Origin of the sequence: Streptomyces sp. NPDC058308 (assembly GCF_042880275.1) — a bacterium.
In the GTDB taxonomy this organism is placed as follows: domain Bacteria; phylum Actinomycetota; class Actinomycetes; order Streptomycetales; family Streptomycetaceae; genus Streptomyces.
In genome coordinates, this window is sequence record NZ_JBHVZA010000004.1 from 149,082 (window position 1) to 170,225 (window position 21,144).

17 protein-coding genes are annotated in these 21,144 nt (G+C 70.3%); 9 read left to right on the forward strand and 8 right to left on the reverse strand.

What is annotated here, in order from left to right; all coding sequences use genetic code 11:
- Positions 1–46: 46 nt before the first annotated feature.
- Both ACFVYL_RS07980 and ACFVYL_RS07985 read left to right on the forward strand, forming a co-directional pair.
- Complete coding sequence (locus tag ACFVYL_RS07980; protein WP_389713674.1) at positions 47–994, forward strand: carbohydrate ABC transporter permease; 948 nt, start codon at positions 47–49, stop codon at positions 992–994.
- Positions 994–1,875, forward strand: a complete 882-nt coding sequence (locus ACFVYL_RS07985) for a carbohydrate ABC transporter permease (protein WP_389713676.1) — start codon at positions 994–996, stop codon at positions 1,873–1,875. Before ACFVYL_RS07980 ends, ACFVYL_RS07985 begins: the two co-directional genes overlap by 1 nt.
- Before the next feature lie 81 nt (positions 1,876–1,956).
- Here ACFVYL_RS07985 and ACFVYL_RS07990 read toward each other — a convergent pair whose 3' ends face one another.
- The 8 genes from ACFVYL_RS07990 to ACFVYL_RS08025 form a co-directional block, all read right to left on the reverse strand.
- On the reverse strand, positions 1,957–2,259 hold the full coding sequence (locus ACFVYL_RS07990; protein WP_389713677.1) for a putative quinol monooxygenase: 303 nt from the start codon (positions 2,257–2,259) through the stop codon (positions 1,957–1,959).
- Positions 2,260–2,322: 63 nt separating this feature from the next.
- Entirely contained in the window at positions 2,323–3,621 is a 1,299-nt protein-coding gene (locus tag ACFVYL_RS07995; protein WP_389713679.1) for a homoserine dehydrogenase, read from the reverse strand.
- Positions 3,618–4,151 carry a flavin reductase family protein gene (locus ACFVYL_RS08000; RefSeq protein WP_389713681.1) on the reverse strand — a complete coding sequence of 178 codons (534 nt, stop codon included), beginning with the start codon at positions 4,149–4,151 and terminating at the stop codon, positions 3,618–3,620. The genes ACFVYL_RS07995 and ACFVYL_RS08000 overlap by 4 nt, the downstream gene beginning before the upstream one ends.
- Entirely contained in the window at positions 4,144–4,944 is an 801-nt protein-coding gene (locus ACFVYL_RS08005; protein ID WP_389713682.1) for a transporter substrate-binding domain-containing protein, read from the reverse strand. The genes ACFVYL_RS08000 and ACFVYL_RS08005 overlap by 8 nt, the downstream gene beginning before the upstream one ends.
- A complete protein-coding gene (locus tag ACFVYL_RS08010; protein WP_389713683.1) occupies positions 4,934–5,479 on the reverse strand; it encodes a gamma carbonic anhydrase family protein in 546 nt (181 codons plus the stop codon). Before ACFVYL_RS08010 ends, ACFVYL_RS08005 begins: the two co-directional genes overlap by 11 nt.
- A gap of 3 nt (positions 5,480–5,482) precedes the next feature.
- Positions 5,483–6,643 (reverse strand): MupA/Atu3671 family FMN-dependent luciferase-like monooxygenase, encoded by a 1,161-nt coding sequence (locus ACFVYL_RS08015; protein WP_389713684.1) that lies wholly within the window; start codon positions 6,641–6,643, stop codon positions 5,483–5,485.
- Complete coding sequence (locus ACFVYL_RS08020; RefSeq protein ID WP_389713686.1) at positions 6,636–9,638, reverse strand: beta-ketoacyl synthase N-terminal-like domain-containing protein; 3,003 nt, start codon at positions 9,636–9,638, stop codon at positions 6,636–6,638. Before ACFVYL_RS08020 ends, ACFVYL_RS08015 begins: the two co-directional genes overlap by 8 nt.
- A gap of 2 nt (positions 9,639–9,640) precedes the next feature.
- The gene (locus ACFVYL_RS08025; RefSeq protein WP_389713688.1) at positions 9,641–11,521 is read right to left on the reverse strand and encodes a non-ribosomal peptide synthetase; all 1,881 of its coding nucleotides are present in this window, start codon (positions 11,519–11,521) and stop codon (positions 9,641–9,643) included.
- A 634-nt stretch (positions 11,522–12,155) separates the two neighbouring features.
- Between ACFVYL_RS08025 and ACFVYL_RS08030 the strand changes: the two genes are divergently transcribed.
- From ACFVYL_RS08030 to dxs, 7 genes are all read left to right on the forward strand, one after another.
- Positions 12,156–12,989: a helix-turn-helix domain-containing protein gene (locus tag ACFVYL_RS08030; protein WP_389713951.1), complete on the forward strand. Its 834-nt coding sequence runs from the start codon at positions 12,156–12,158 to the stop codon at positions 12,987–12,989.
- Between the two features lie 31 nt (positions 12,990–13,020).
- On the forward strand, positions 13,021–14,004 hold the full coding sequence (locus ACFVYL_RS08035; RefSeq protein ID WP_389713953.1) for a DMT family transporter: 984 nt from the start codon (positions 13,021–13,023) through the stop codon (positions 14,002–14,004).
- Positions 14,005–14,154: 150 nt separating this feature from the next.
- Positions 14,155–15,354, forward strand: coding sequence for an ROK family transcriptional regulator (locus tag ACFVYL_RS08040; protein WP_389713689.1), 1,200 nt, complete (start codon positions 14,155–14,157; stop codon positions 15,352–15,354).
- 122 nt (positions 15,355–15,476) lie between these two features.
- Positions 15,477–16,574: a substrate-binding domain-containing protein gene (locus tag ACFVYL_RS08045; protein WP_389713691.1), complete on the forward strand. Its 1,098-nt coding sequence runs from the start codon at positions 15,477–15,479 to the stop codon at positions 16,572–16,574.
- A 238-nt stretch (positions 16,575–16,812) separates the two neighbouring features.
- On the forward strand, positions 16,813–17,613 hold the full coding sequence (locus tag ACFVYL_RS08050) for an ATP-binding cassette domain-containing protein (protein WP_389713955.1): 801 nt from the start codon (positions 16,813–16,815) through the stop codon (positions 17,611–17,613).
- Positions 17,610–18,932 (forward strand): sugar ABC transporter permease, encoded by a 1,323-nt coding sequence (locus ACFVYL_RS08055; protein WP_389713693.1) that lies wholly within the window; start codon positions 17,610–17,612, stop codon positions 18,930–18,932. The genes ACFVYL_RS08050 and ACFVYL_RS08055 overlap by 4 nt, the downstream gene beginning before the upstream one ends.
- A gap of 229 nt (positions 18,933–19,161) precedes the next feature.
- Positions 19,162–21,093, forward strand: coding sequence for a 1-deoxy-D-xylulose-5-phosphate synthase (dxs, locus tag ACFVYL_RS08060; RefSeq protein WP_389713695.1), 1,932 nt, complete (start codon positions 19,162–19,164; stop codon positions 21,091–21,093).
- Positions 21,094–21,144 lie beyond the last annotated feature (51 nt).

Consider the following 21,144-nt stretch of genomic DNA (forward strand, 5'->3'; position numbering starts at 1 on the left):
CCGCACGGCCCCTTCACCCACCCCGTCCCGTCGCCAAGGAGTCCTTGTGTCCCTGAAGGCCCCTCCGTCCCCGGCCGAGTCCGGCCGGGGACGGGGCGGGCGCGCACCCAGGCCGGTGAGCCGCCGCAGCGGTCTGGCCCGGCTTGGCCCGCTGCCCTGGATAGCGCCCGTCATCCTGCTGATCCTCGCCGTGGTCGTCTGGCCCGTCGTCGAGCTGATCCGCACCTCGTTCCTCAACATCTCCATCGCCGGCAAGGTGCGCGGCAGCGCCGGGACCGACAAGTTCAAGAAGCTCTTCGAGGAGAGCGACTTCGGGGCCGTCCTGCTCTGGACGGCGGTGTGGACCGTCGTCGTCGTCACCGTGACGATGCTGCTCTCGCTGGCCCTCGCCCAGCTGTTCAACCAGAAGTTCCCCGGCCGCACCCTCACCCGCTGGGCGCTCATCGCCCCCTGGGCCGCCTCCGTCCTGATGACCGCCATCGGCTTCAAGTGGATGCTCAACCAGACCGCGGGCGTGCTCAACACGCTGATGCTCGACCTCGGCCTGATCGACGACTCCAAGGACTGGCTGGGCAGGCCGGAGACCGCCTGGCCGTGGATGATGGCGGTCGCCGTCTTCGTCTCCCTGCCCTTCACCACGTACACGCTCCTGGCCGGCCTGCAGACCATCCCGCAGGACGTCTACGAGGCGGCACGGATCGACGGCGCCGGGAACTGGCAGACCTACCGCCACATCACGCTCCCGATGCTGCGGCCCGCCTTCCTCGTCGGCGTCGTCATCAACCTCATCAACGTCTTCAACTCCTTCCCGATCATCTGGGCCATGACCCAGGGCGGTCCGGGCTACGACACCTCCACGTCGATGGTGTTCATGTACAAGCTGAAGGAGACCGACATCGGTGAGTCCGCGGCCATGTCGGTCGTCAACTTCCTGATGGTCGTGGTGCTCGTGCTGATCTTCCTGAAGGTCAGCCGGTGGAACGAGGAGGACTGATGGCCACCGCGACGGCGACCCGCCCCGCGCCCCGGAAGGACGGCGGGCCGAAGAAGGCCCGGCGCGCGCTCCGGCCCCGCACCCTGGTCATCACGGCCTGCGCCTGGCTCCTCGCGGCGGTCTTCCTCGCGCCGTACCTGGAGATGGTCGTCACCGCGCTCCGCCCCAAGGAGGAGCTGCGGGACCGCACGTACCTGCCCACGAACCTGGAGTGGGCGAACTTCGTCGACGTCTGGAAGGAGTCGGAGCTCGGCCAGAACTTGCAGGTGACGCTGATGGTGGCGGGCGGCGCGACCCTGCTGGTCCTGCTGGTGTCGCTGCCCGCGGCGTACTACACGGCCCGCATGCGCTACCGGGGCCGCAAGTTCTTCCTGCTCCTGGTCCTGGTCACCCAGATGTTCCAGCCCACCGCCCTGCTGGTCGGTCTCTACCGCGAGTTCCACCAGCTGGACATGCTCAACTCGGTCTGGACCCTGATCCTCACCAACGCGGCGTTCAACCTCGCCTTCGCGGTCTGGATCCTGACGGCGTACATCAGCTCGATCCCGCCGGAGCTGGAGGAGGCCGCCATGGTGGACGGCACCAGCCGCTTCGGGGCCATGATCAGGGTGACGCTGCCGCTCGCCCTGCCGGGCGTCGTCACGGCCGTGATCTTCACCTTCATCACGTCCTGGAACGAGTTCGTGATGGGCCTGACCCTGACCACCCAACCGGAGAAGCAGCCGCTGACGGTGGGCATCAACAACTTCATCGGCAACTACACGGTGCAGTGGAACTACCTCTTCGCCGCGTCGGTGGTCGCGATCATCCCGGTCATCGTGCTGTTCGCGTTCATCGAGAGGCATGTGGTGTCGGGACTCACGGCGGGTTCCGTCAAGTAGCTCCGGCACGCGTAGAACGGCCATCCAGAGCGATCCGGATGGCCGTTCGGGCTGTACGGGGTGGGGTGGGTGGGGCGGCGGTCAGGCCAGCGGCTCGGCGTCCAGGCGTACGACCACGGCGGGGCCCGCACGGAAGGCGGGGCTCGCCGCGTCGGCCTCGACCATGTGCGGAGTAGCGTCGTGCGCGTCGAGCGCCTCCTGCGAGGCCCACCGCTCGATCAGGACGAAGCGGTCGGGGTCGCCGCTCACCTGGTGCAGGTCGTACTGGAGGCAGCCGTCCTCGGCGCGCACGAGCGGTGCGAGGTGCTCGAAGGCGGCGATCTGGTCCTTGCCGCGGCCCGGCTGCGTGGTGATCTGGATGACGAGCTGGATCTGCTGGGACATGGGTGGAACTCCGTCCGGTGTCGTGATCGGTGCGGTGGTGCTGTCGTGCGGTGCGGGGAGCGGTCACTTGTGGATGCGCAACACCCGGCCCACTCCGCGGACCCGGCTCAGCCCCCGCAGCTCCTCCAGTGCGTCGTCCAGCGCGTGTTCGGGCGCCGGGAAGGTGAGGAACACGATGCGCGCCCGCGACTCCGAGCCGTCCTGGTCCACCGTGCGGATCGACACGCCGTGCCGGGCGAACACCCCCGTCACCTCGGACAGGACACCCGGCGCCTCCTCGACGTCGGCGCGGACGTAGTACGAGTGCACCAGGTCCCGCGCCGGACGCAGCCGCGCCGGGGAGCCGACGGGGATGCGGCGGTGCGTGCCGCGCAGCAACTGGTCCGCGGCGCCCGTGACATCACCGAGGATCGCGGACGCGGACGGGCGGGGGCCCGCACCGTGCCCGTAGAACATGAGCTCACCGGCGGCGGAGGTGGTCAGGAACACCGCGTTGAAGCTGTCGCGGACGCTGGCCAGCGGATGGTCGCGGCCGATCAGGGCGGGGAAGACCTGGGCGCCGATCGCGTGGCCGTCGGGGAAGCGCTCGGCCACGGCGAGGAGCTTGATGTCGTACCCGAAGCGGGCGGCGAGTTCGAAGTCCTCGCGGTCGAGGCCGACGATGCCCTCCCTGCCGACGTCGTCCGCGACGACCGCCCGGTTGAAGGCCAGCGAGGCGAGGATGGCGAGCTTGGACGCCGCGTCGGCGCCGTCGACGTCGGCGCTCGCGTCGGGCTCTGCGTACCCGAGCTCCTGGGCCTTCGCCAGCGCCTCGTCGAAGCCCAGGCCGTCGGCGGTCATCCGGGTCAGCATGAAGTTGCTGGTGCCGTTGACGATGCCGACCACCCGCGTGACGTCCTCGGCGAGCAGGGACTCCCGCAGGGGGCGCAGGATGGGCACCGCCGCCACCGCGGCGGCCTCGAAGAAGAGGTCGACCCCGGCGCGGTCGGCCGCCGCGAACAGGTCCGGGCCCGCCTTCGCGATGAGCTCCTTGTTGGCGGTCACGACCGGCTTGCCCGCTTCGAGCGCGGTCGTGACGAGCTCACCCGCCGCCGACGTGCCGCCGATCAGCTCGACCACGAGATCGACGTCATCGGCCTTGACCACGTCATAGGCGTCGCCGGTGAACAACTCCGCGTCCAGCGCCTCGGGACGCGGCTTGCGCGGGTCGCGCACCGCTATCCGTACGAGCTCCAGGGAGATCCCCGTGACGTCCTCGACCGCGGCCCGCCGGTCGACAAGCAGCCGGGCGAAGTCGGCCCCGACGGTGCCGCATCCGAGCAGCCCGACCCTGATCCGGGCCGTCGCGGTCCCGGCCGTCACGCCGGGACTCCCGGTGCCGGGTCGCGGTGCGGCCGGTGGGTGCCGAAGCTGCGGCGGTGGTAGACCAGCGGGGCCCTGGTCACCGCGGCCTCCGCGGCGTCGACGCGGCCGAGGACGATGACGTGGTCCCCGCCGTCCACGAAGTCGGCCACGGTCGACGCCAGCCACGCCGCCGCCCGGGAGATGCGCGGGAGGCCCTGCTCGGTGGTCCAGGACGTGCCGTAGAACTTGTCGATCCCGCCCTTGGACGCGAACGACATCGCCAGGTCGTCCTGGTCCGCGCCGAGGACGTTGAGCCCGAAACGGCCGGTCTGGCGGATCACTTCGAGCGTGCGCGACCTCCTGTCCAGGCTGACCAGGACCATCGCGGGAGCGACCGACAGGGAGGCGAAGGCGCTGACGGTCGCGCCGCACGGCGGGCCGCCGTCGCCGGGCACTGCCGTCACGATCGAGACGGGCGTGGCGACGCAGGCCATGACGTCCTTGAAGGCGTCCTGCAGAGTGGGGGAGACGGTCTCGGTGCTATTCATCGAAGGTGCCTGTTCCGATCAGCAGGGCGGTCTCAGCTTCCATTCCCAGGCCGAATCCCAGCCCGGGGAGTTCGTCGGTGAACCACGACGTGAGGAGGGCGGGGAACGCGGCGGACGCGAAGACGTCCGTCAGGGCGTCGTCGACGGCGCGGACGAACTCCGGGTCGTCCTTGCGCATCATGAATCCGTAGAACTCCTCACCGAGCCGCACGTCGAGCAGCCCGGTGCCCGCGGCGGCCCCGCGGCCGCGCAGCAGGGCCCGCAGGATCACCTCGTCCGCCACCATCGCGTCGACGCGGGGGTCGTCGACGAAGGCGTCCAGGGCCGCCCCGATGGACGGCACCCCGACGAAGGAGTGGGCGAAGCCCAGGTCGCTCCGCGCCGCCAGCGCCGCCTGGCTCGTCGAACCCTGGATGCCGACCACGCGCAGGGCGCCCCCGGCCGTCTCCGCGCCGGGCTTCACGGCGATGCGGTGCGAGGTCCGGAAAATGGGCCTGCTGAACGCGCAGCGGAGCTGCCGCGACGGCGTGATCGTCGTCGAACCGCACTCGATGTCGATGCGGCCGTCGGCGAGCAGGCCCTCCCTCGTGGAGGACGTGACCTCGACCGCGTCGAGCGGCGGCACCGACCCCGTACCGCCGAAGACCCCGGCGAGGACGAGCCGGGCCAGGTCGACGGAGTAGCCGATGGGTTCGAACGGTGCGGCCGGGGCGTAGGAGAAGGGCGGGGTGTTCCGCTGGAAGCCGACGCGCAGGGGCGCACCGCCGCGTGCGCCGGGCGCGCTAGCCGACACGGGCGGCCACCTCCACGGCGGGGCCGAGGCCCGTGCGGTACCGCGCGGCGAGCTCCCGGTATTCGGCGGCGGTCTCGTCGAGTACGGCCACGTCGCTGTCGCTCAGCGTCATCAGGACGGTGGCGGGGGTGCCCGCGATGAGGCTCCGGGGCGGGTAGACGGGACCCGCGCTGAGCACCACGCCCGCCGAGATCCGCGAACTCGCGCCCACAGACACGCCGTTCAGCAGGACCGAGCCGATGCCGACGACCGATCCGGCGCCGACCGAGCAGCCGTGCAGCACCGCGCTGTGGGCGACCGTCACATCGGGCCCGATGGTCAGCGGTTGGCCGGGGTCGGAGTGCAGCATCGCGTGGTCCTGGACGTTCGACCCGCGGCCGATCCGGACGCTGCCCTTGTCCCCGCGCACGGTCACCCCCGGCCACAGGCTGACGCCCTCCTCGATCTCGACGTCCCCGATCACGACCACGTTCTCGAACGCGTAGACGCTGGGGTGGATGCGGGGCGAGACCCCCTGGAAGCTGTACGTCTTCACAGCTCAGGCTCCCTTCTGGAGAAGCGGCGAGAGGCGGGCGAGGCTCGCGAGGACCTCGTCCTTGGAGAGTCCGAAGTCGACGAGGCAGGCGACCTCGTCCACGCCCATCTCCCGGAAGCCCTCCAGGGTGGCGCGGGCCTGCTTCACGTCACCGATGAGCGAGCTCGACGAGACGTACCGCTGGAACACCATCTCCAGGAAGTCGTCCCGGTCCTTGTCGAGGTTCTGCAGCGTCGCTGACTTGTCGCGCGACTCGCTCTGTCCCGAGGTCGCGTGCTGCGTGACGAAGGAGCTCAGGTACTCGGTCATGGCCGGCCGGACCGTCCGTACGGCCTCGTCCATGTCGTCACCCACATAGGTGTGCAGCATCAGCGACACGACGCCGAGGTCGGGGTCGAGTCCCGCACCGGCCCGCGCCTCGCGGTAGATGTCGATCCGCTTCTTGAGCTCGGCGGGGCCGAAGTTGATGAGCGCCGAGAGGACGTTGAAGCCGTTCTCACCCGCGAACCGCCAGGCCCCCTCGCTCTTGGACGAGGTCAGCCAGACGGGGAGCTCCGGCTGCACGGGCCGCGGGAAGGTCAGGATGTCGTGGCTCTCGCCGAGGGCGTCGGTGCGCTCGACGGGGGTGCCGCGCCACAGGTCCTGCAACTGCTCCCGCGACCGGTTGAGCACCTGCGCCCTGTCCTCGAACGCGTCGGGATCGAGGACGAAGTCCCGGGCGTGCCAGCCGGGCGCCACCGCGAGGTCGACCCGCCCGCCCGACAGGTTGTCCACGAGCGCCCACTCCTCGGCCACGCGCAGGACGTTGTGCAGGGGCAGGTTCACGCTGCCGGCCCGGATCCGCACGTTCTCGGTGATCATCGCGAGGGCGGCGCCGAGGACGGACGGGTTGGGGTAGGCACCGCCCGCGTCGGTGAAGTGGCGCTCCGGGGTCCAGACGGCGCTGAAGCCGGCGCCGTCGACGTAGCGGGCGACGTCGAGCAGGAGCTCGTAGGGGTCGCTCTCGCCGCTCAGCCCCGAGAAGAAGATGACGCCCAGGTCGGGCAGGTACGACGCCGCGTCCGCTCCCTGCCCGGCGGGTTCGGGAGCGCGCGTGGCCCCCGACTTGAGCTTCGCCTTCAGGCTCGCCAGCTGTCCGGCGGCGAGGAAGGAACTGTCAGACATGGGCGGGCTCCTCGAGCAGCAGTGCCTTGATCACGTTCGTGGTCCGCGAGACCGAGCTGTTCTCGTAGAAGTCCTTGACGGAGAAGTCCAGTTCGAACGTCTCGCGCAACTTGTTGATCAGCTGGATCGCCATGAGCGAGTTGCCGCCGAGCTCGAAGAACTCGCGGTCGTGGTCGGTCGCGGGTGCGCCGACGAAGCTCTCGAAGATCTGCGCGACGATGCCGCGGATCTCTTCGGTCGCTCCGTCGAGGGTGTCGTCAGGGGCCGGGTCTTCGGTGCGGACATCGGCGGCGGTGGCGGCGGGGCTCGCCTCCGGGGCCGGGGCCTGACGGTTCCCGCTCCCACCGCCCGTGTCCTCGTCCGTACCGAAGTCCGTACCGAATCCGAGCGCCGGTTCCACCCAGTGGACGTGGCGCTCGAACGCGTACGTGGGCAGCGTGACCATCCGTGCCGCGACCGCGTACTCCTCGATGGGCACCTCGGGGTCGGCGGCCCAGCCGAGGGCGACGGCGTCCGCGAACGACTCCTCCTCGCGCTCCAACTCGCCAAGTGTCTGAGCGAGTTGGAGGGGCGGACCGTCGTCGGACCCGAGGTTGGCCCGCACCAGGTTGCTCATCGACTGGCCCGCACCGATCTCGACGAACCTGCTCACGCCCGACTCCCGCAGCGTCCGCAGGGACTCGGCGAAGCTGACCGTGCGCAGGAGATGATCCGCCCAGTAGTGCGGGCTGCGAGCCTCGTACTCCGTGAGGACGCGGCCGGTGATGTTCGAGACCAGCGGAATCCGCGGCGCGTGGAACGTGAACGACCGCAGGAACGCGCGGAACTCCTCCGCGGCCTCCCGCATGAGCGGCGAGTGGAAGGCGTGGGACGTCGCAAGACGCTGGTGACGCACCCCTGCCTCGGCCGCCCGGGCGGCAGCCGCCTCGATGGCCTCGTGGGTCCCGGACAGCACGGACTGCGTGGGGGAGTTGGCCGCCGCGACCACCAGCGACCCACCGTCCAGCAGGTCCGCGAAGGCGTCGAGGCCGTCCACCGCGAGCATCGCCCCGGCCGGGCAGTCGCCCATGAGCTTCGCCCGGGTCGCGACGAGCGCGGCGGCCGACGGCAGGTCGAAGACGCCCGCGACGGTCGCGGCGACGACCTCCCCGAGGCTGTGGCCGAAGAGGTGGCTGGGCCGGACCCCGGAGTCGATGAGCGCGGTCGCCAGGGCGTACTCGACGGCGAACAGGAGCGGCTGCGCCACGGAGGTGTCGATGCCCTCCACCTCGGCGTCGGGCCCGAGGTGGGTCCGCAGGTCGAAGTCCGTGTGCTGGTTCACCGCCTCGACCGCCTCGTCGAGCCTGCGGGCGAAGCGCTCGTTCTTCTCGGCGAGCACGGACCCCATCGCCCGGCGCTGCGTGCCCTGTCCGGCGAAGACGAACGCGAGCTCGTCCGCGCCCGCCTCGGCTCCCCGGTGGTAGCGCCCGGCCCGCAGCCGGGCGATGGCCTCGGCCCGGTCGGCGGCGGCCAGCGCCGCACGGTAGGGGTGCCGCGTCCTGCCCTCGCGCAGCGTGTACGCGTACGCGGCGAGCGAGGCGTCCGGGTCCGCGGCGAGACGCTCGGCAAGGGCGGCGGCCTGGCCCCGCAGGGCGTTCTCGGACCGCGCCGAGAAGGTGAGGACACTGGGTCCGGCGTCGGGGGCCGGTGCGGGCTCGGCGGAGGGCCGCTCGAAGCTCCGGAGGATCACGTGACCGTTGGTGCCGCCCATGCCGAAGGCGCTCACCCCGGCCCAGGTCTCGGTATCGCGGTCGAGCGGCAGGCCCTCGGTGGTCACGAAGTACCGCGAACCGTCCAGGTCGAGCGCCGGGTTGAGCTCGCCCACGTTCACCGTCGGCGGCACGTACTTGTGCTTGAGCACCAGGGCCGCCTTGATCAGGCCGATGATGCCTGCCGCGATGTTGAGGTGCCCGAAGTTGCCCTTGAGCGAGCCGATGCCGCAGGGGGCGCCGTCGTGGCCGTACGCCTGCTTGATCGCCTCCATCTCGATGGGGTCGCCGAGCGCGGTCCCGGTGCCGTGCGCCTCGATGTACGCGATGTCGGTCGGCTTGGCGCCCGAGAGCTGCAGGGCGTCGCTCAGGACCGCGACCTGACCGCCGACGCTCGGGGCGGTGAAACTCACCTTCTCCGCCCCGTCGTTGTTCACCGCCGAAGCGGCGATCACGGCGTGCACCTCGTCGCCGTCGGCCAGCGCGTCGCGCAGCCGCTTCAGCAGGACGAGCCCGAGTCCGTTGGTGAACACCGTGCCGTTGGCACCGGCGTCGAACGGCCGGCAGACACCGTCCGGCGACAGCACGCCGCCGACCTGGTACCGGTAGCCGGACTGCTGCGGAAGCCGCACGTGCACCGCACCGGCGACGGCCGCGTCGCACTCGTTCAGGAGCAGGCTCTGCACGGCGGAGTGGACCGCCACCAGACCGGTCGAGCACGCGGTCTGCACATTCACGCTGGGACCGCGCAGGTTCAGCTTGTACGAAGTCCGCGTCGCGAGGAAGTCCTTGTCGTTGCCGTGCCGGACGACCATCTCGCCGAGCGACTCGACCAGGTCACGACGGCGCAGCGCACCGAAGAGGTAGGTGCTCATGCCCGAGCCCGCGAAGACGCCGATCCGCTGCTCGGTGCGGTGCGGGTCGATGTTGGCGCGTTCGAGGAGCGAGACGGACGACTCCAGCATGAGGCGCTGCTGGACGTCGAGGATGTCCGCCTCGCGAGGGGAGTATCCGAAGTACGCGGAGTCGAACTCGGCGACGCCCTCCAGGACTCCGGCCCGCTTCACGTAGTCCGGGCGGGAGCGCTGCGCCGCGGGCACCCCGGCCGCCGCGACCTCCTCGTCCGTGAGGTCCCTGATGGCGCTCTCGCCGGCCACCAGCTTCTGCCAGAACTCGTCGACGTCGCCGGCCTGCGGCAGCCGGCACTCCATCGCGACGATGGCGATCAGCTCGTCTTCACTTTCCATGTTCATCCTTGGTCGGTCCGGTGCGAAGTCCGGGACGGAGCGGGTTGCTGGCGCCGGCGGGCGCGCCTGGTCGACAGGACGTGGCCGCGCGCGGCGCGGCCGCGGGCCGTGGCGGCGCCGGGTACGGGGCCGTGCGGTTCCTCGGCCAGGGATTCCAGGTAGCGCCGCTGGGCGTTGAACGAGGTGTGCTCGAAGAGGCGGACGAGTGGGAAGCGGACACCGAACTCGCGCTGCGTCTCGGCGTGGAGCACGACGATGGTCAAAGAGGTGCCGCCGACGTCGAAGAAGTTCGACTCGCGGTCGGTCAGCGGCCCCGCGCCGCCGGTCACGTCGAGCCAGACGCGCTCCAGCCGGTCGGCCACCGAGCCGCCCTTCGCGCCGGTCCCCGCGGCATCCGCCGCGCGCCGGGCCCGCTCCTGGAGGTGGCCGCGGGCGACCTCGGCCAGCGCCTTGCGGTCGGCCTTCCCGTTGGGGAGCTTGGGCAGTTCGGGGAGGAAGACGAAGGCGGCCGGGAGCATGGCGCTCATCAGGCGCTCGCCCAGGTGGTCGCGGAGTTGGCGCTCGGCGCTCGCGTCGCCTTCCACGACCGCGACGACGACCTTGGTGAAGCGGTCGTCCTGCGCGCAGACGAAGGCGTCGCGGACGCTCGGGTGCGACTGGATCGCGGAGCGCACCTCCTGCAGTTCGATCCGGACGCCCGCGATCTTGATCTGGTCGTCCGCCCGGCCGAGGATCTCCAGGCCGCCGTCGGCGTTCCGGCGCCCGAGGTCTCCGGTCGGATAGGCGAGGACGGGCTCCCCGCCGATCCGGAGCTCGACGAACGGCGAGACCATCCGGCCCTCGACCAGATAGCCGTGCGAGGGGTGGTCCGCCACGATGTGGACCTCACCGGTGGTGCCGTCCGGGCACAACTGCCGCTTCTCGTCCAGGACATGGCTGCGCGAGTGGGGGAGGTTGCGGCCCACGGGCTGGATGCCGGGAGCCGCGTCCTTGGGGACCCGGTGGAAGTGCTGAGCGAGCGTCGTCTCGGTGGGGCCGTAGAGGTTCACCACCTGGCAGTTGGGGAAGAGGCCCTGCCAGCTGTCGATAAGAGCGCCGTCCAGCGGCTCGCCCGCGAAGAAGGAGAGGCGGACGGTGGGCGCCGGTTCGCTCCGTCCGGCGGCCGACAGCCACACCTTGCCGAGCGAGGGGACCAGGTGGAAGGCCGTGACCTCGTGGTCCCGCAGGAACCGCAGGACACCCTCCGCGTCGAGGTGCCGGTCGTCCGGAACGCACAGCGTGGCGCCCGAGATCAAAGGGGTGAGGGCGTCGCGGAACCAGACGTCGAACGACAGGTTGGTGAGGTGGGCGAAACGGTCGTGCCCTCCGATGCCGAATTCGTCCGACTGCCACTGGAGGAACAGGGACAATCCGGTATGGCTGCCGACGATCGCCTTGGGTTTGCCGGTGGATCCCGAGGTGAAGGCGATGTACGCGTAGTCCTCGTTCTCCAGGGGCGCCGCCGGGGGGACGCCGTCACCGGTGGCGCCGGGCCCGGGGCGCACGGCGATCCGGTGATCCTGCGCGCAGTCGATCGTCGCCCGGGCCGGGCCCGCGTTCAGCATCGTCTCGCGCCGCACGTCGGGCAGCGCGTCATCGACGAGCATGACGATCGCCCCGGACAGCCAGACTCCGAAGACGGCCACGACGGCCGGTCCGCCGCGCCTGCCGAGAATGCCGACGACGTCGCCCCTGCCGATGCCCCGCTCCCGCAGGTCGTCCGCCACCTTCCGGGCGCGGGAGAGCAGTTCGGAGTAGGAAATCGAATCGGCAGAGGAGATGATCGCGGGTGCGTCGGCGAATTTCTCGCACGCCCGCCTCAATAGGGTGTGGACCGCCTGCACGGATGACTCTCCATGGGTGGGGTTTCGGACGCGGACCGTGAGGTCGACGGGCGCGGACAGCGCCTTCTCTTCAGTGGTCGCGGAATCAGTGGACGCCGGAATCAGTGGTCGCGGAAATGCGAACGGAAAAGCAGATTTCGACTGTTCCGTCCGTCCGCCGGGAGAAGTACAGAGTTCAACTCTCCGGCGGTGCGCGCTTTTTCTGTCGCGGAGTTTCTCCGTGACATCTGGCGACGATGCTTCCAGTGCAAATCGATCATCGTCAAGCGGCAAATATCTGCCGCCAGGTGGCGGCTCGCAGAAGAAGGGAAATCCCGCCGGAATGCGGGCTAGCGCGGACTTACTTGCCCGCAAATGGGGCGGGTGGGGCGGGACGGGCAAGTGTCGCAACGGGGCCGTCATGCCGCCCGTGGAATTTCGAGAAGCGGCAACCGGCAAATATTTGCCGGTTGTTGGGCGCTCCGGGCTGCCACTCCCGCTCGGCCGTGAAACCCCGGACAGGGGTGCCAGAGATCACACTGCGTGCTCCTTGAGTGACGGTAGTATGCGGGCTGAGCCGTGATGATCTTGATCTGGCGGGGCCGTTTTCCTTTACGCGCCCAGGTATGACGCAACTGAGAGGTAATTCCAGGTGGTGCACCACACCGCGAGGCTCCCCGACCTGTTGCGTGCGTGGCGGGCCACGGCCGGAAAGAAATTACAGCGCGGTAAACCGCTGCCCCAGAAGGAAGTCGCCCGGCGCATGGACGTGAGTGAGCGCTGGTACCGCAATCTGGAGAGCGATACGGGGGTGCCGCTCACCCCTGACGCGCTGATGCGGCTCTCCGACGCGCTGGCGCTCGGCCCCGACGAACGCCTGGCCCTGTACGGGAACGTGCACGCCGACCCCATCGCCCCGGGCGCCGAGCGCGACGCCGAGACCCTGGAGGCGCTCGTCCAACTGCTCGCCACCCAGGAGGAGTTCCCCGCCTACCTCGTCGACCAGGCGTGGAACATCCTCGACTACACGGGGACCATGGCGACCTGGTTCCCCTGGGTCCGGGAGCCCGGCGCCAATCTCCTGCGCTGGGTCCTCACCTCCGCCGAGGCGCGCGAACAGCTCACCGACTGGCCCGGCCACGCCGCCGTATACCTCGCCCAGCTACGGTTCGCTCTGGTGACGGGCCGGGGTGGGAACCAACTCGGCGCGCTGCTCGACGAAGTGCTCGACGACCGTGAGTGCCGGACGCTGTGGAGCCAGGACCTCAACGTCATCGCCTACCGGCAGGGGCACCGCTTCACCCTGCGCCTCCCGCATGTCCACGCGGGGGAGACCACGGTCACGTCGCAGGTGCTGCTTCCCGCCTACCGGCAGGAGATCCGGTACGTACTGCTGCTGCCCGTGTCCGGCACGGGCATGACGCCGAGCGCGCCGGAGCAGCCGTCGGGCACCTCGGCCCGACCCCAGGCCCAGGCACGGGCCCAGTGACTTCCAGGAGGACGCGATCGTGAGCCGGCAGGTGGCAACAGCAGAGGTGGACGGCGAAGCCAGGGCCAAGAGGAGAGCCGAGGGCCTGGTGCTCGCCGCGGCCTCGGTCACGGTGGCGCTGTGGGCGTCGTCGTTCATCGCGATCCGCAGCTCCGGTGAGCACTTCGGACCGGGCGCGCTCGCCTTCGGCCGGCTCGCGGTGGCTTCCGTCGTCCTTGGCGCCATCCTCCTCGCGCGGCGCGAAGGGGTCCCGCCGCGCGAGGCCTGGCCCGGCATCGCCGCCTCGGGGCTCCTGTGGTTCGGCGCGTACATGGTCGCGTTGAACTGGGGCGAGCGCGAGGTGGACGCCGGCACGGCCTCCATGATCGTCAATATCGGCCCGATCCTGATGGCCCTCCTCGGCGGCTGGCTGCTCAAGGAGGGCTTCCCGCCCAAGCTGATGGCCGGCATGGCGGTGTCGTTCGCCGGGGCCGTGGTGGTCGGGCTCGCCACCTCCGGCGGTGGCGGATCCTCTCTCCTCGGCGTGCTGCTGTGCCTGCTCGCCGCGGTGGTCTACGCGGTGGGCGTGGTGCTGCAGAAGCCGACCCTTAAGCACGCCACGCCCCTGCAGGTGACGACGTTCGGCGCGCTCGTCGGGGCGTTGGCGTGTCTGCCGTTCGTCGGCCAGTTCGTCTCGGAGGTGGGCCGGGCCCCGGCGTCGGCCACGCTTCAAGTGGTGTACCTGGGCGTCTTCCCGACCGCGCTCGCCTTCAGCACCTGGGCGTACGCGATCTCCCGGTCGACCGCCGGAAAGATGGGCGCCACGACGTACGCGGTTCCGGTGCTCGTCATCCTCATGTCGTGGCTCTTCCTCGGCGAGGTGCCTGCCCGGCTGGCCCTCTTCGGCGGCCTCCTCTGCCTGGCCGGCGTCGCGGTGTCGCGCATGCGGGGGAAGGCGCGGGAGCAGGTCCCGGTGGACGCGCCGGAAGGGGCCGCGGCCACGGAGTCCGGGTCCTCGACGGAGTCCGTTCGGTAGAGGTCCCGATTTCCGTCAACGACTTGACTGCGGCATCTCCTTCAGCAGAGTTTGGAGTTCACAACTTGTACATGGCCCGGTAGCGGTTTCCGAGGCCGGTGTCGCGGGCGGCCCACGGGCCGCCCGAAAGAGGGCAAAGGGTGAGAGTCAATGGAGACTCCGGGGTCGCAGTCGTCTCTGCACCGGGCCAATCTCGAACGGGTCGTACGCGCCGTACGCCTCGCCGGATCGCTCACGCAGGCGGAGATCGCGAGGACGACGGGCCTGTCGGCCGCGACGGTCTCCAACATCGTCCGGGAGTTGAAGGACGGCGGCACGGTCGAGGTCACGCCCACCTCGGCGGGCGGCAGGCGGGCCCGCAGCGTCTCGCTCAGCGGTGACGCGGGCATCGTCATCGGCGTCGATTTCGGCCACACCCATCTGCGCGTGGCGATCGGCAACCTCGCCCACCAGGTGCTCGCGGAGGAGTCCGAGCCGCTCGACGTGGACGCGTCCGCGGCGCAGGGCTTCGACCGGGCCGAGCAGCTGGTCAGCCGGTTGATCGCGGCCACCGGAGTGGACCGTACGAAGATCGCCGGAGTGGGGCTCGGCGTCCCCGGGCCCATCGACGTGGAGTCCGGCACCCTCGGCTCGACGTCGATCCTGCCGGGCTGGACCGGCACCAAGCCCGCCGAGGAGCTGGGCGGGCGCCTCGGTGTCCCCGTGCACGTCGACAACGACGCCAACCTCGGCGCCCTCGGCGAGCTGGTCTGGGGCAGCGGCCGTGGCGTCAAGGACCTTGCGTACATCAAGGTCGCCAGCGGCGTCGGCGCGGGGCTCGTGATCAGCGGGCGGATCTACCGGGGTCCCGGCGGCACCGCGGGGGAGATCGGGCACATCACGCTCGACGAGTCGGGCCCGGTCTGCCGCTGCGGGAACCGCGGCTGCCTGGAGACCTTCACCGCCGCCCGTTATGTCCTGCCGCTGCTGCGGTCCAGCCACGGCACCGACCTGACCATGGAGCGCGTGGTCGGCCTCGCGCGCGACGGCGACCCGGGCTGCCGACGGGTGATCGCCGACGTCGGACGGCACATCGGCAGCGGCGTCGCGAACCTCTGCAACCTCCTCAACCCCTCCCGCGTCGTGCTCGGCGGTGACCTCGCCGAGGCCGGCGAGCTGGTGCTCGGGCCCATCAGGGAGTCGGTGGGGCGGTATGCCATCCCGAGCGCGGCGCGCATGCTGTCCGTACTGCCCGGGGCGCTCGGCGGACGGGCCGAGGTGCTCGGCGCGCTGGCCCTCGCGCTCAGCGAGATGGGTGATTCAACCCTTTTGGACGGAACGCTGCCTGCGGGCACACCTGCCTTCACTTAGATAACGCATGGCACCGTTGTCATCTCGTTAAGGATTTACTCCTTGACGCTGGTGTGGCGGCCGAGTTGACTTCGAGCCACCTCGGCCGCAACGACGCGGCCTCGTCAGGGAGGCACCCCACCATGAACGCAATGACGCGTCGCGTCGTCATAGGCACGGCCGCGGTTTCGATGGCACTGGCCATGACCGCGTGCGGCAAGGCCGGCGACGACGACGACAAGGGCAGCGGCGGCGACAGCAAGACCATCGGTCTGCTGCTCCCCGAGAACAAGACCACGCGCTACGAGACCTTCGACCGCCCCATCATGGAGGCGAAGATCAAGGAACTCTGCTCGGACTGCAAGGTCAAGTACAACAACGCCGCGCAGGACATCGAGACCCAGAAGAAGCAGTTCGACGCCCTCGTCACCCAGGGCATCAAGGTCATCATCCTGGACGCGGTCGACTACAAGTCGACCAAGTCGTGGGTCAAGCAGGCCGACAAGCAGGGCGTGAAGGTCGTCGCGTACGACCGCCTCGCCGAGGGCCCGCTCTCCGCGTACGTGAGTTACGACAACGAGAAGATCGGCCGCCTGCAGGGCGGGGCCATGGTCAGGGCCCTCGGCTCGAAGGCGAAGGACGCCAACGTTGTCATGATCAACGGTTCGCCGACCGACCCGAACGCCCCGTTCTTCAAGAAGGGCGCCCACTCGGTGCTCGACAAGAAGGTCAAGAAGATCGCGTACGAGCAGGACATCCCGGACTGGTCGCCGGACGAGGCGAGCCGCAAGATGTCCTCCGCGATCGACAAGCTCGGCAAGGACGGCATCCAGGGCGTCTACGCCGCCAACGACGGCATGGCGGGCGCCGCGATCAACGCCCTCAAGGGCCGCGGCATCACGGTCCCGGTCGGCGGCCAGGACGCCGAACTCGCGGGCGTGCAGCGCCTGTTGACCGGCACCCAGGACTACACGATCTACAAGCAGATCCGGCCGGAGGCCGAGACCACCGCCGAGATCGCGGTGCGCCTGCTGCAGGGCAAGGACATCGACGCGATCACCGACCGCAAGGTCGACTCGCTCAGCGGCGACTTCAAGGACATCCCCGCCAAGCTGTACGACGCGCAGGCGATCACCAAGGACGAGGTCGCCGACACGATCGTCAAGGACAAGGTCTACAAGGTCAGCGAGATCTGCACGGCCCAGTACAAGAAGGCCTGCGACGCCGCGGGTGTCAAGTAACTCCCTTTTGCGGTAAGCCCGTTCGTACGAGATGAGCCCCGGGGGCGCGAGAGAGCGCTCCCGGGCGCCCGTACGGCACGGGCTCCGGTACCGGTCCGGTGCCCCGCCCCGTCATCCGCCCCGCAAACGGAGGGCGGGCACCGGACTCGCTCGCGGAGCACCGCTCTCCCCGGTGAGCGTCGCTCGTGCGGCACTGTCCTTCTGCACCACCATCCCCGCCGGTCAGGCGGCGAAGGAGATGATTCACGTGTCCGCTACGCCCGTGCTGGCGTTGCGCGGGGTCTCCAAGCGGTTCGGCGCCGTCCAGGCGCTCACGGACGTAGACCTCGAAATCCACACCGGTGAGGTGGTCGCCCTCGTCGGCGACAACGGCGCCGGCAAGTCCACCCTCGTCAAGACGATCTCGGGCGTCCACCCGATCGACGACGGCGCCATCGAGTGGGAGGGCAAGGCGGTCCGCATCGGACGCCCGCACGACGCCCAGAACCTCGGCGTCGCCACCGTCTACCAGGACCTCGCCCTCTGCGACAACCTCGACGTCGTCGCCAACCTGTTCCTCGGCAGCGAGCTGAGGACGGCGAGCGTCCTCGACGAGATCAGGATGGAGAAGCGGGCCAAGCAGCTCCTGGACACCCTCTCCATCCGCATCCCCAGCGTCCGCATCCCGGTCGCCGCCCTCTCCGGCGGTCAGCGCCAGGTCGTCGCCATCGCCCGCGCGCTGGTCGGCGACCCGAAGGTCGTCATCCTCGACGAGCCCACCGCGGCCCTCGGCGTCGAGCAGACCGCCCAGGTCCTCGACCTGGTGGAGCGGCTGCGCGAGCGCGGCCACGGCGTGATCCTCATCAGCCACAACATGGCCGACGTGAAGGCCGTCGCGGACCGCGTCGCGGTGCTGCGGCTCGGCCGCAACAACGGCACCTTCACCGTCGCGGACACCACCAACGAAGAGGTCATCGCCGCCATCACCGGCGCCACGGACAACGCCGTGACCCGCCGCAAGGCGCGCTCGGCCACGGTCACGAAGGAGGACGCGAAGTGAGCGACCTCGCCAAGAACACCAAGCCCGCCGCCGACCCGGCCGACGTCCCGGGCGCCGCGCCCGACCGGACGGACACGTCGGCCGCGCCGATCCCGGCCGTCGACCCGCGCCTGCTCGTCCGCGAGGAGGGCCTGGCCGGCTACTGGACCGAGTTCAAGCGCAAGATGCGCGGCGGTGAGCTCGGCTCGCTGCCCGTCGTCGTCGGCCTGATCCTCATCGCGATCATCTTCCAGCTGAAGAACGACCACTTCCTGGACGCGAGCAGCCTCGCGAACATCGCGGTCTTCACCTCCGGCCTCGGCATCATGGCCGTCGGCATCGTCTTCGTGCTGCTGCTCGGCGAGATCGACCTCTCGGTCGGTTCGGTGGCCGGCATGGGCGCGGCGGTCTGGGCCGTGCTGAGCGTCACCCACGAGATGAACGACTGGCTCTCGGTGCTCGTCGCCGTCCTGACCGGCCTAGTCATCGGCGCCCTGCACGGCTTCTTCTTCGCCAAGATCGGCGTGCCCGCCTTCGTGGTCACCCTGGCCGGCTTCCTCGGCTGGAGCGGTGTGCAGATCTGGCTGATGGGCGGCGAGGGCAGCATCAACACGCCCGAGGGCAGCGTGGTGGAGGACCTCACCGGTCACTTCTTCGCGGAGAAGGGCGCCGCCTACGGCCTCGCGGCCGTCGCGATCATCGCGTACGCGGCCTCCCTGCTGCTCGACAGCCGCCGCCGCAGGAGCGCGGGCCTGCCGTCCCGCCCGGTCAGCGAGATCGTGCTGCGCACCGTCGTCGTCGCCGTCCTCGCGGGCGGCGCCGCCTACGAGCTGAACGAGCCGGTCGGCGCCCGCGGCCTGCCCCTTGCCCTGGTGCTCTTCCTCGCCGTCCTGGTGATCGCGGACTTCGTGGCGCGCCGCACCACCTTCGGCCGCCAGGTCTTCGCGGTCGGCGGCAACGCGGAGGCCGCGCGGCGCGCGGGCATCAACGTGGACCGCGTCCGGATCATCGTCTTCGGCATCTCCGGCATGCTCGCCGCCTTCGGCGGACTCTTCATCGCGAGCCTCTCGGGCGGCGCCACGAAGAGCCTGGGCGGCGGCAACACGCTGATGATGGTGATCGCCGCGGCAGTCATCGGCGGCACGAGCCTCTTCGGCGGGCGCGGCAAGGTGTGGTCCGCGCTGCTCGGCATGCTGGTCATCCAGTCGATCCAGCAGGGCCTCAACATGCTCGGCATGGCGAGTGAGATCCAGTTCATGATCACGGGTGCGGTGCTGCTCGCCGCGGTGGTCATCGACTCGGTTTCGCGCCGTACGCAGAAGTCCGCGGGGCGCGCGTAGCGCTCCTCCGAGCGGATTGTGGGGCGGTTTCCCCGCATCCGCTGCCCGCGGGAGGCCTCCGGCTGAGCGAGCGGTTCCCCGCGCCCCTTGATACGGGGGCGCGGGGTTCCGCTGTTTGTGTGACCGGGAAAACGCCTCCCGGACGCGTACGGCGGGAGCGGAACATTAGACTCGACAGACCCGGCAACGCTCGAACAGCACATCTCAGCTCTACTGCAAGGAGGCACGGGTGCCGCTGCTGACCCGCATCACGGGACCGCGCGATCTTGACCGGCTCAGCCCCGAGGAACTGAACCAGCTGGCGGGAGAGATCCGAGGCTTCCTCGTCGAAGCAGTCTCCAAGACCGGCGGCCACCTCGGCCCCAACCTCGGCGTGGTAGAGCTCACCATCGCCCTGCACCGTGTCTTCGAGTCCCCCCAGGACAAGGTCCTCTTCGACACCGGCCACCAGAGCTACGTGCACAAGCTGCTCACCGGCCGCCAGGACTTCGCCAAGCTGCGCACCAAGGGCGGCATCTCCGGCTACCCCTCGCGCGCCGAGTCCGACCACGACGTGATCGAGAACAGCCACGCCTCCACGGTCCTCGGCTGGGCCGACGGCCTCGCCAAGGCGAACGAGGTGCGCGGCAAGGACGACCACGTCGTGGCCGTCATCGGCGACGGCGCGCTGACCGGCGGCATGGCCTGGGAGGCGCTGAACAACATCGCCGCCGCCAAGGACCGCCCCCTGGTGATCGTCGTCAACGACAACGAGCGCTCCTACGCGCCCACGATCGGTGGCCTCGCCAACCATCTGGCGACCCTGCGCACCACCGACGGCTACGAGCGCTTCCTGGCCCGTGGCAAGGACTTCCTCGAGCGCACGCCGGTCGTCGGCAGGCCGCTCTACGAGACGCTGCACGGCGCCAAGAAGGGCCTGAAGGACTTCATCGCCCCGCAGGGCATGTTCGAGGACCTCGGCCTGAAGTACGTCGGCCCCATCGACGGCCACGACATCGAGGCCCTGGAGTCCGCCCTGCAGCGCGCCAAGCGCTTCGGCGGCCCGGTCATCGTGCACTGCCTCACCGAGAAGGGCCGGGGCTACAAGCCCGCCGAGGAGGACGAGGCCGACCACTTCCACGGCATCGGCCCGATCCACCCCGACACCGGCCTGCCCGTCGCCGCGGGCGGCATGGACTGGACGTCCGTCTTCGGCGAGGAGATGGTCAAGCTCGGCCACGAGCGCGAGGACATCGTCGCCATCACGGCCGCCATGCTCCAGCCGGTCGGCCTGGAGAAGTTCTCCAAGGCGTTCCCCGACCGCGTCTACGACGTCGGCATCGCCGAGCAGCATGCCGCCGTCTCCGCGGCGGGCCTCGCCACCGGCGGCCTGCACCCGGTCTTCGCCGTCTACGCGACCTTCCTCAACCGCGCCTTCGACCAGCTCCTGATGGACGTGGCCCTGCACAAGTGCGGCGTCACCTTCGTCCTGGACCGCGCGGGCGTCACCGGCACGGACGGCGCCTCGCACAACGGCATGTGGGACATGTCGATCCTGCAGTGCGTGCCGACCCTGCGGATCGCCGCCCCGCGCGACGCCGACCAGGTCCGCCTCCAGCTGCGCGAGGCCGTCGAGGTCGACGACGCCCCGACCGTGGTGCGCTACTCCAAGGGCGCGGTCGGCCCGGCGGTCAAGGCCGTCGGCAAGGTCGGCGCCATGGACGTGCTGCGCAAGGCCGCCACCAGCAAGCCGGACGTGCTCCTCGTCTCCGTCGGCGCGCTCGCGCCGATGTGCCTGGAGATCGCCGGCCTCCTGGACAAGCAGGGCATCACCACCACCGTCGTCGACCCGCGCTGGGTCAAGCCGGTCGACGAGGCGATGGCCCCGCTCGCCGAGAAGCACCGCGTCGTCGTCACCGTCGAGGACAACTCCCGCGCCGGCGGCGTCGGTTCGGCGATCTCCCAGGCCCTGCGCGACGCGGGCGTCGACGTGCCGCTGCGCGACTTCGGCATCCCGCCGCGCTTCCTCGACCACGCCTCCCGCAAGGAGATCCTGGCCGAGATCGGCCTGACGGCCCCGGACATCGCCCGGCAGGTCACGGGCCTGGTGGCCAAGCTGGACGGCAGGTTCGAGCGGAACACCGCCGCGGCCGTGGACTCCGTGGAGCCCGCGCGCGACTGACGTCAACACGCACCGCCGACGGGCCGGTTTCAGCACCCTGTACGGGTGGTG

Bases quoted from the DNA above. Each gene is read 5' to 3' on its own strand.
- ACFVYL_RS07985 (WP_389713676.1), top strand. From the start codon at position 994: ATGGCCACCGCGACGGCGACCCGCCCCGCGCCCCGGAAGGACGGCGGG.
- ACFVYL_RS07990 (WP_389713677.1), bottom strand. From the start codon at position 2,259: ATGTCCCAGCAGATCCAGCTCGTCATCCAGATCACCACGCAGCCGGGC.
- ACFVYL_RS08000 (WP_389713681.1), bottom strand. From the start codon at position 4,151: ATGAATAGCACCGAGACCGTCTCCCCCACTCTGCAGGACGCCTTCAAG.
- ACFVYL_RS08015 (WP_389713684.1), bottom strand. From the start codon at position 6,643: ATGTCTGACAGTTCCTTCCTCGCCGCCGGACAGCTGGCGAGCCTGAAG.
- ACFVYL_RS08020 (WP_389713686.1), bottom strand. From the start codon at position 9,638: ATGGAAAGTGAAGACGAGCTGATCGCCATCGTCGCGATGGAGTGCCGG.
- ACFVYL_RS08040 (WP_389713689.1), top strand. From the start codon at position 14,155: ATGGAGACTCCGGGGTCGCAGTCGTCTCTGCACCGGGCCAATCTCGAA.
- ACFVYL_RS08045 (WP_389713691.1), top strand. From the start codon at position 15,477: ATGAACGCAATGACGCGTCGCGTCGTCATAGGCACGGCCGCGGTTTCG.
- ACFVYL_RS08050 (WP_389713955.1), top strand. From the start codon at position 16,813: ATGATTCACGTGTCCGCTACGCCCGTGCTGGCGTTGCGCGGGGTCTCC.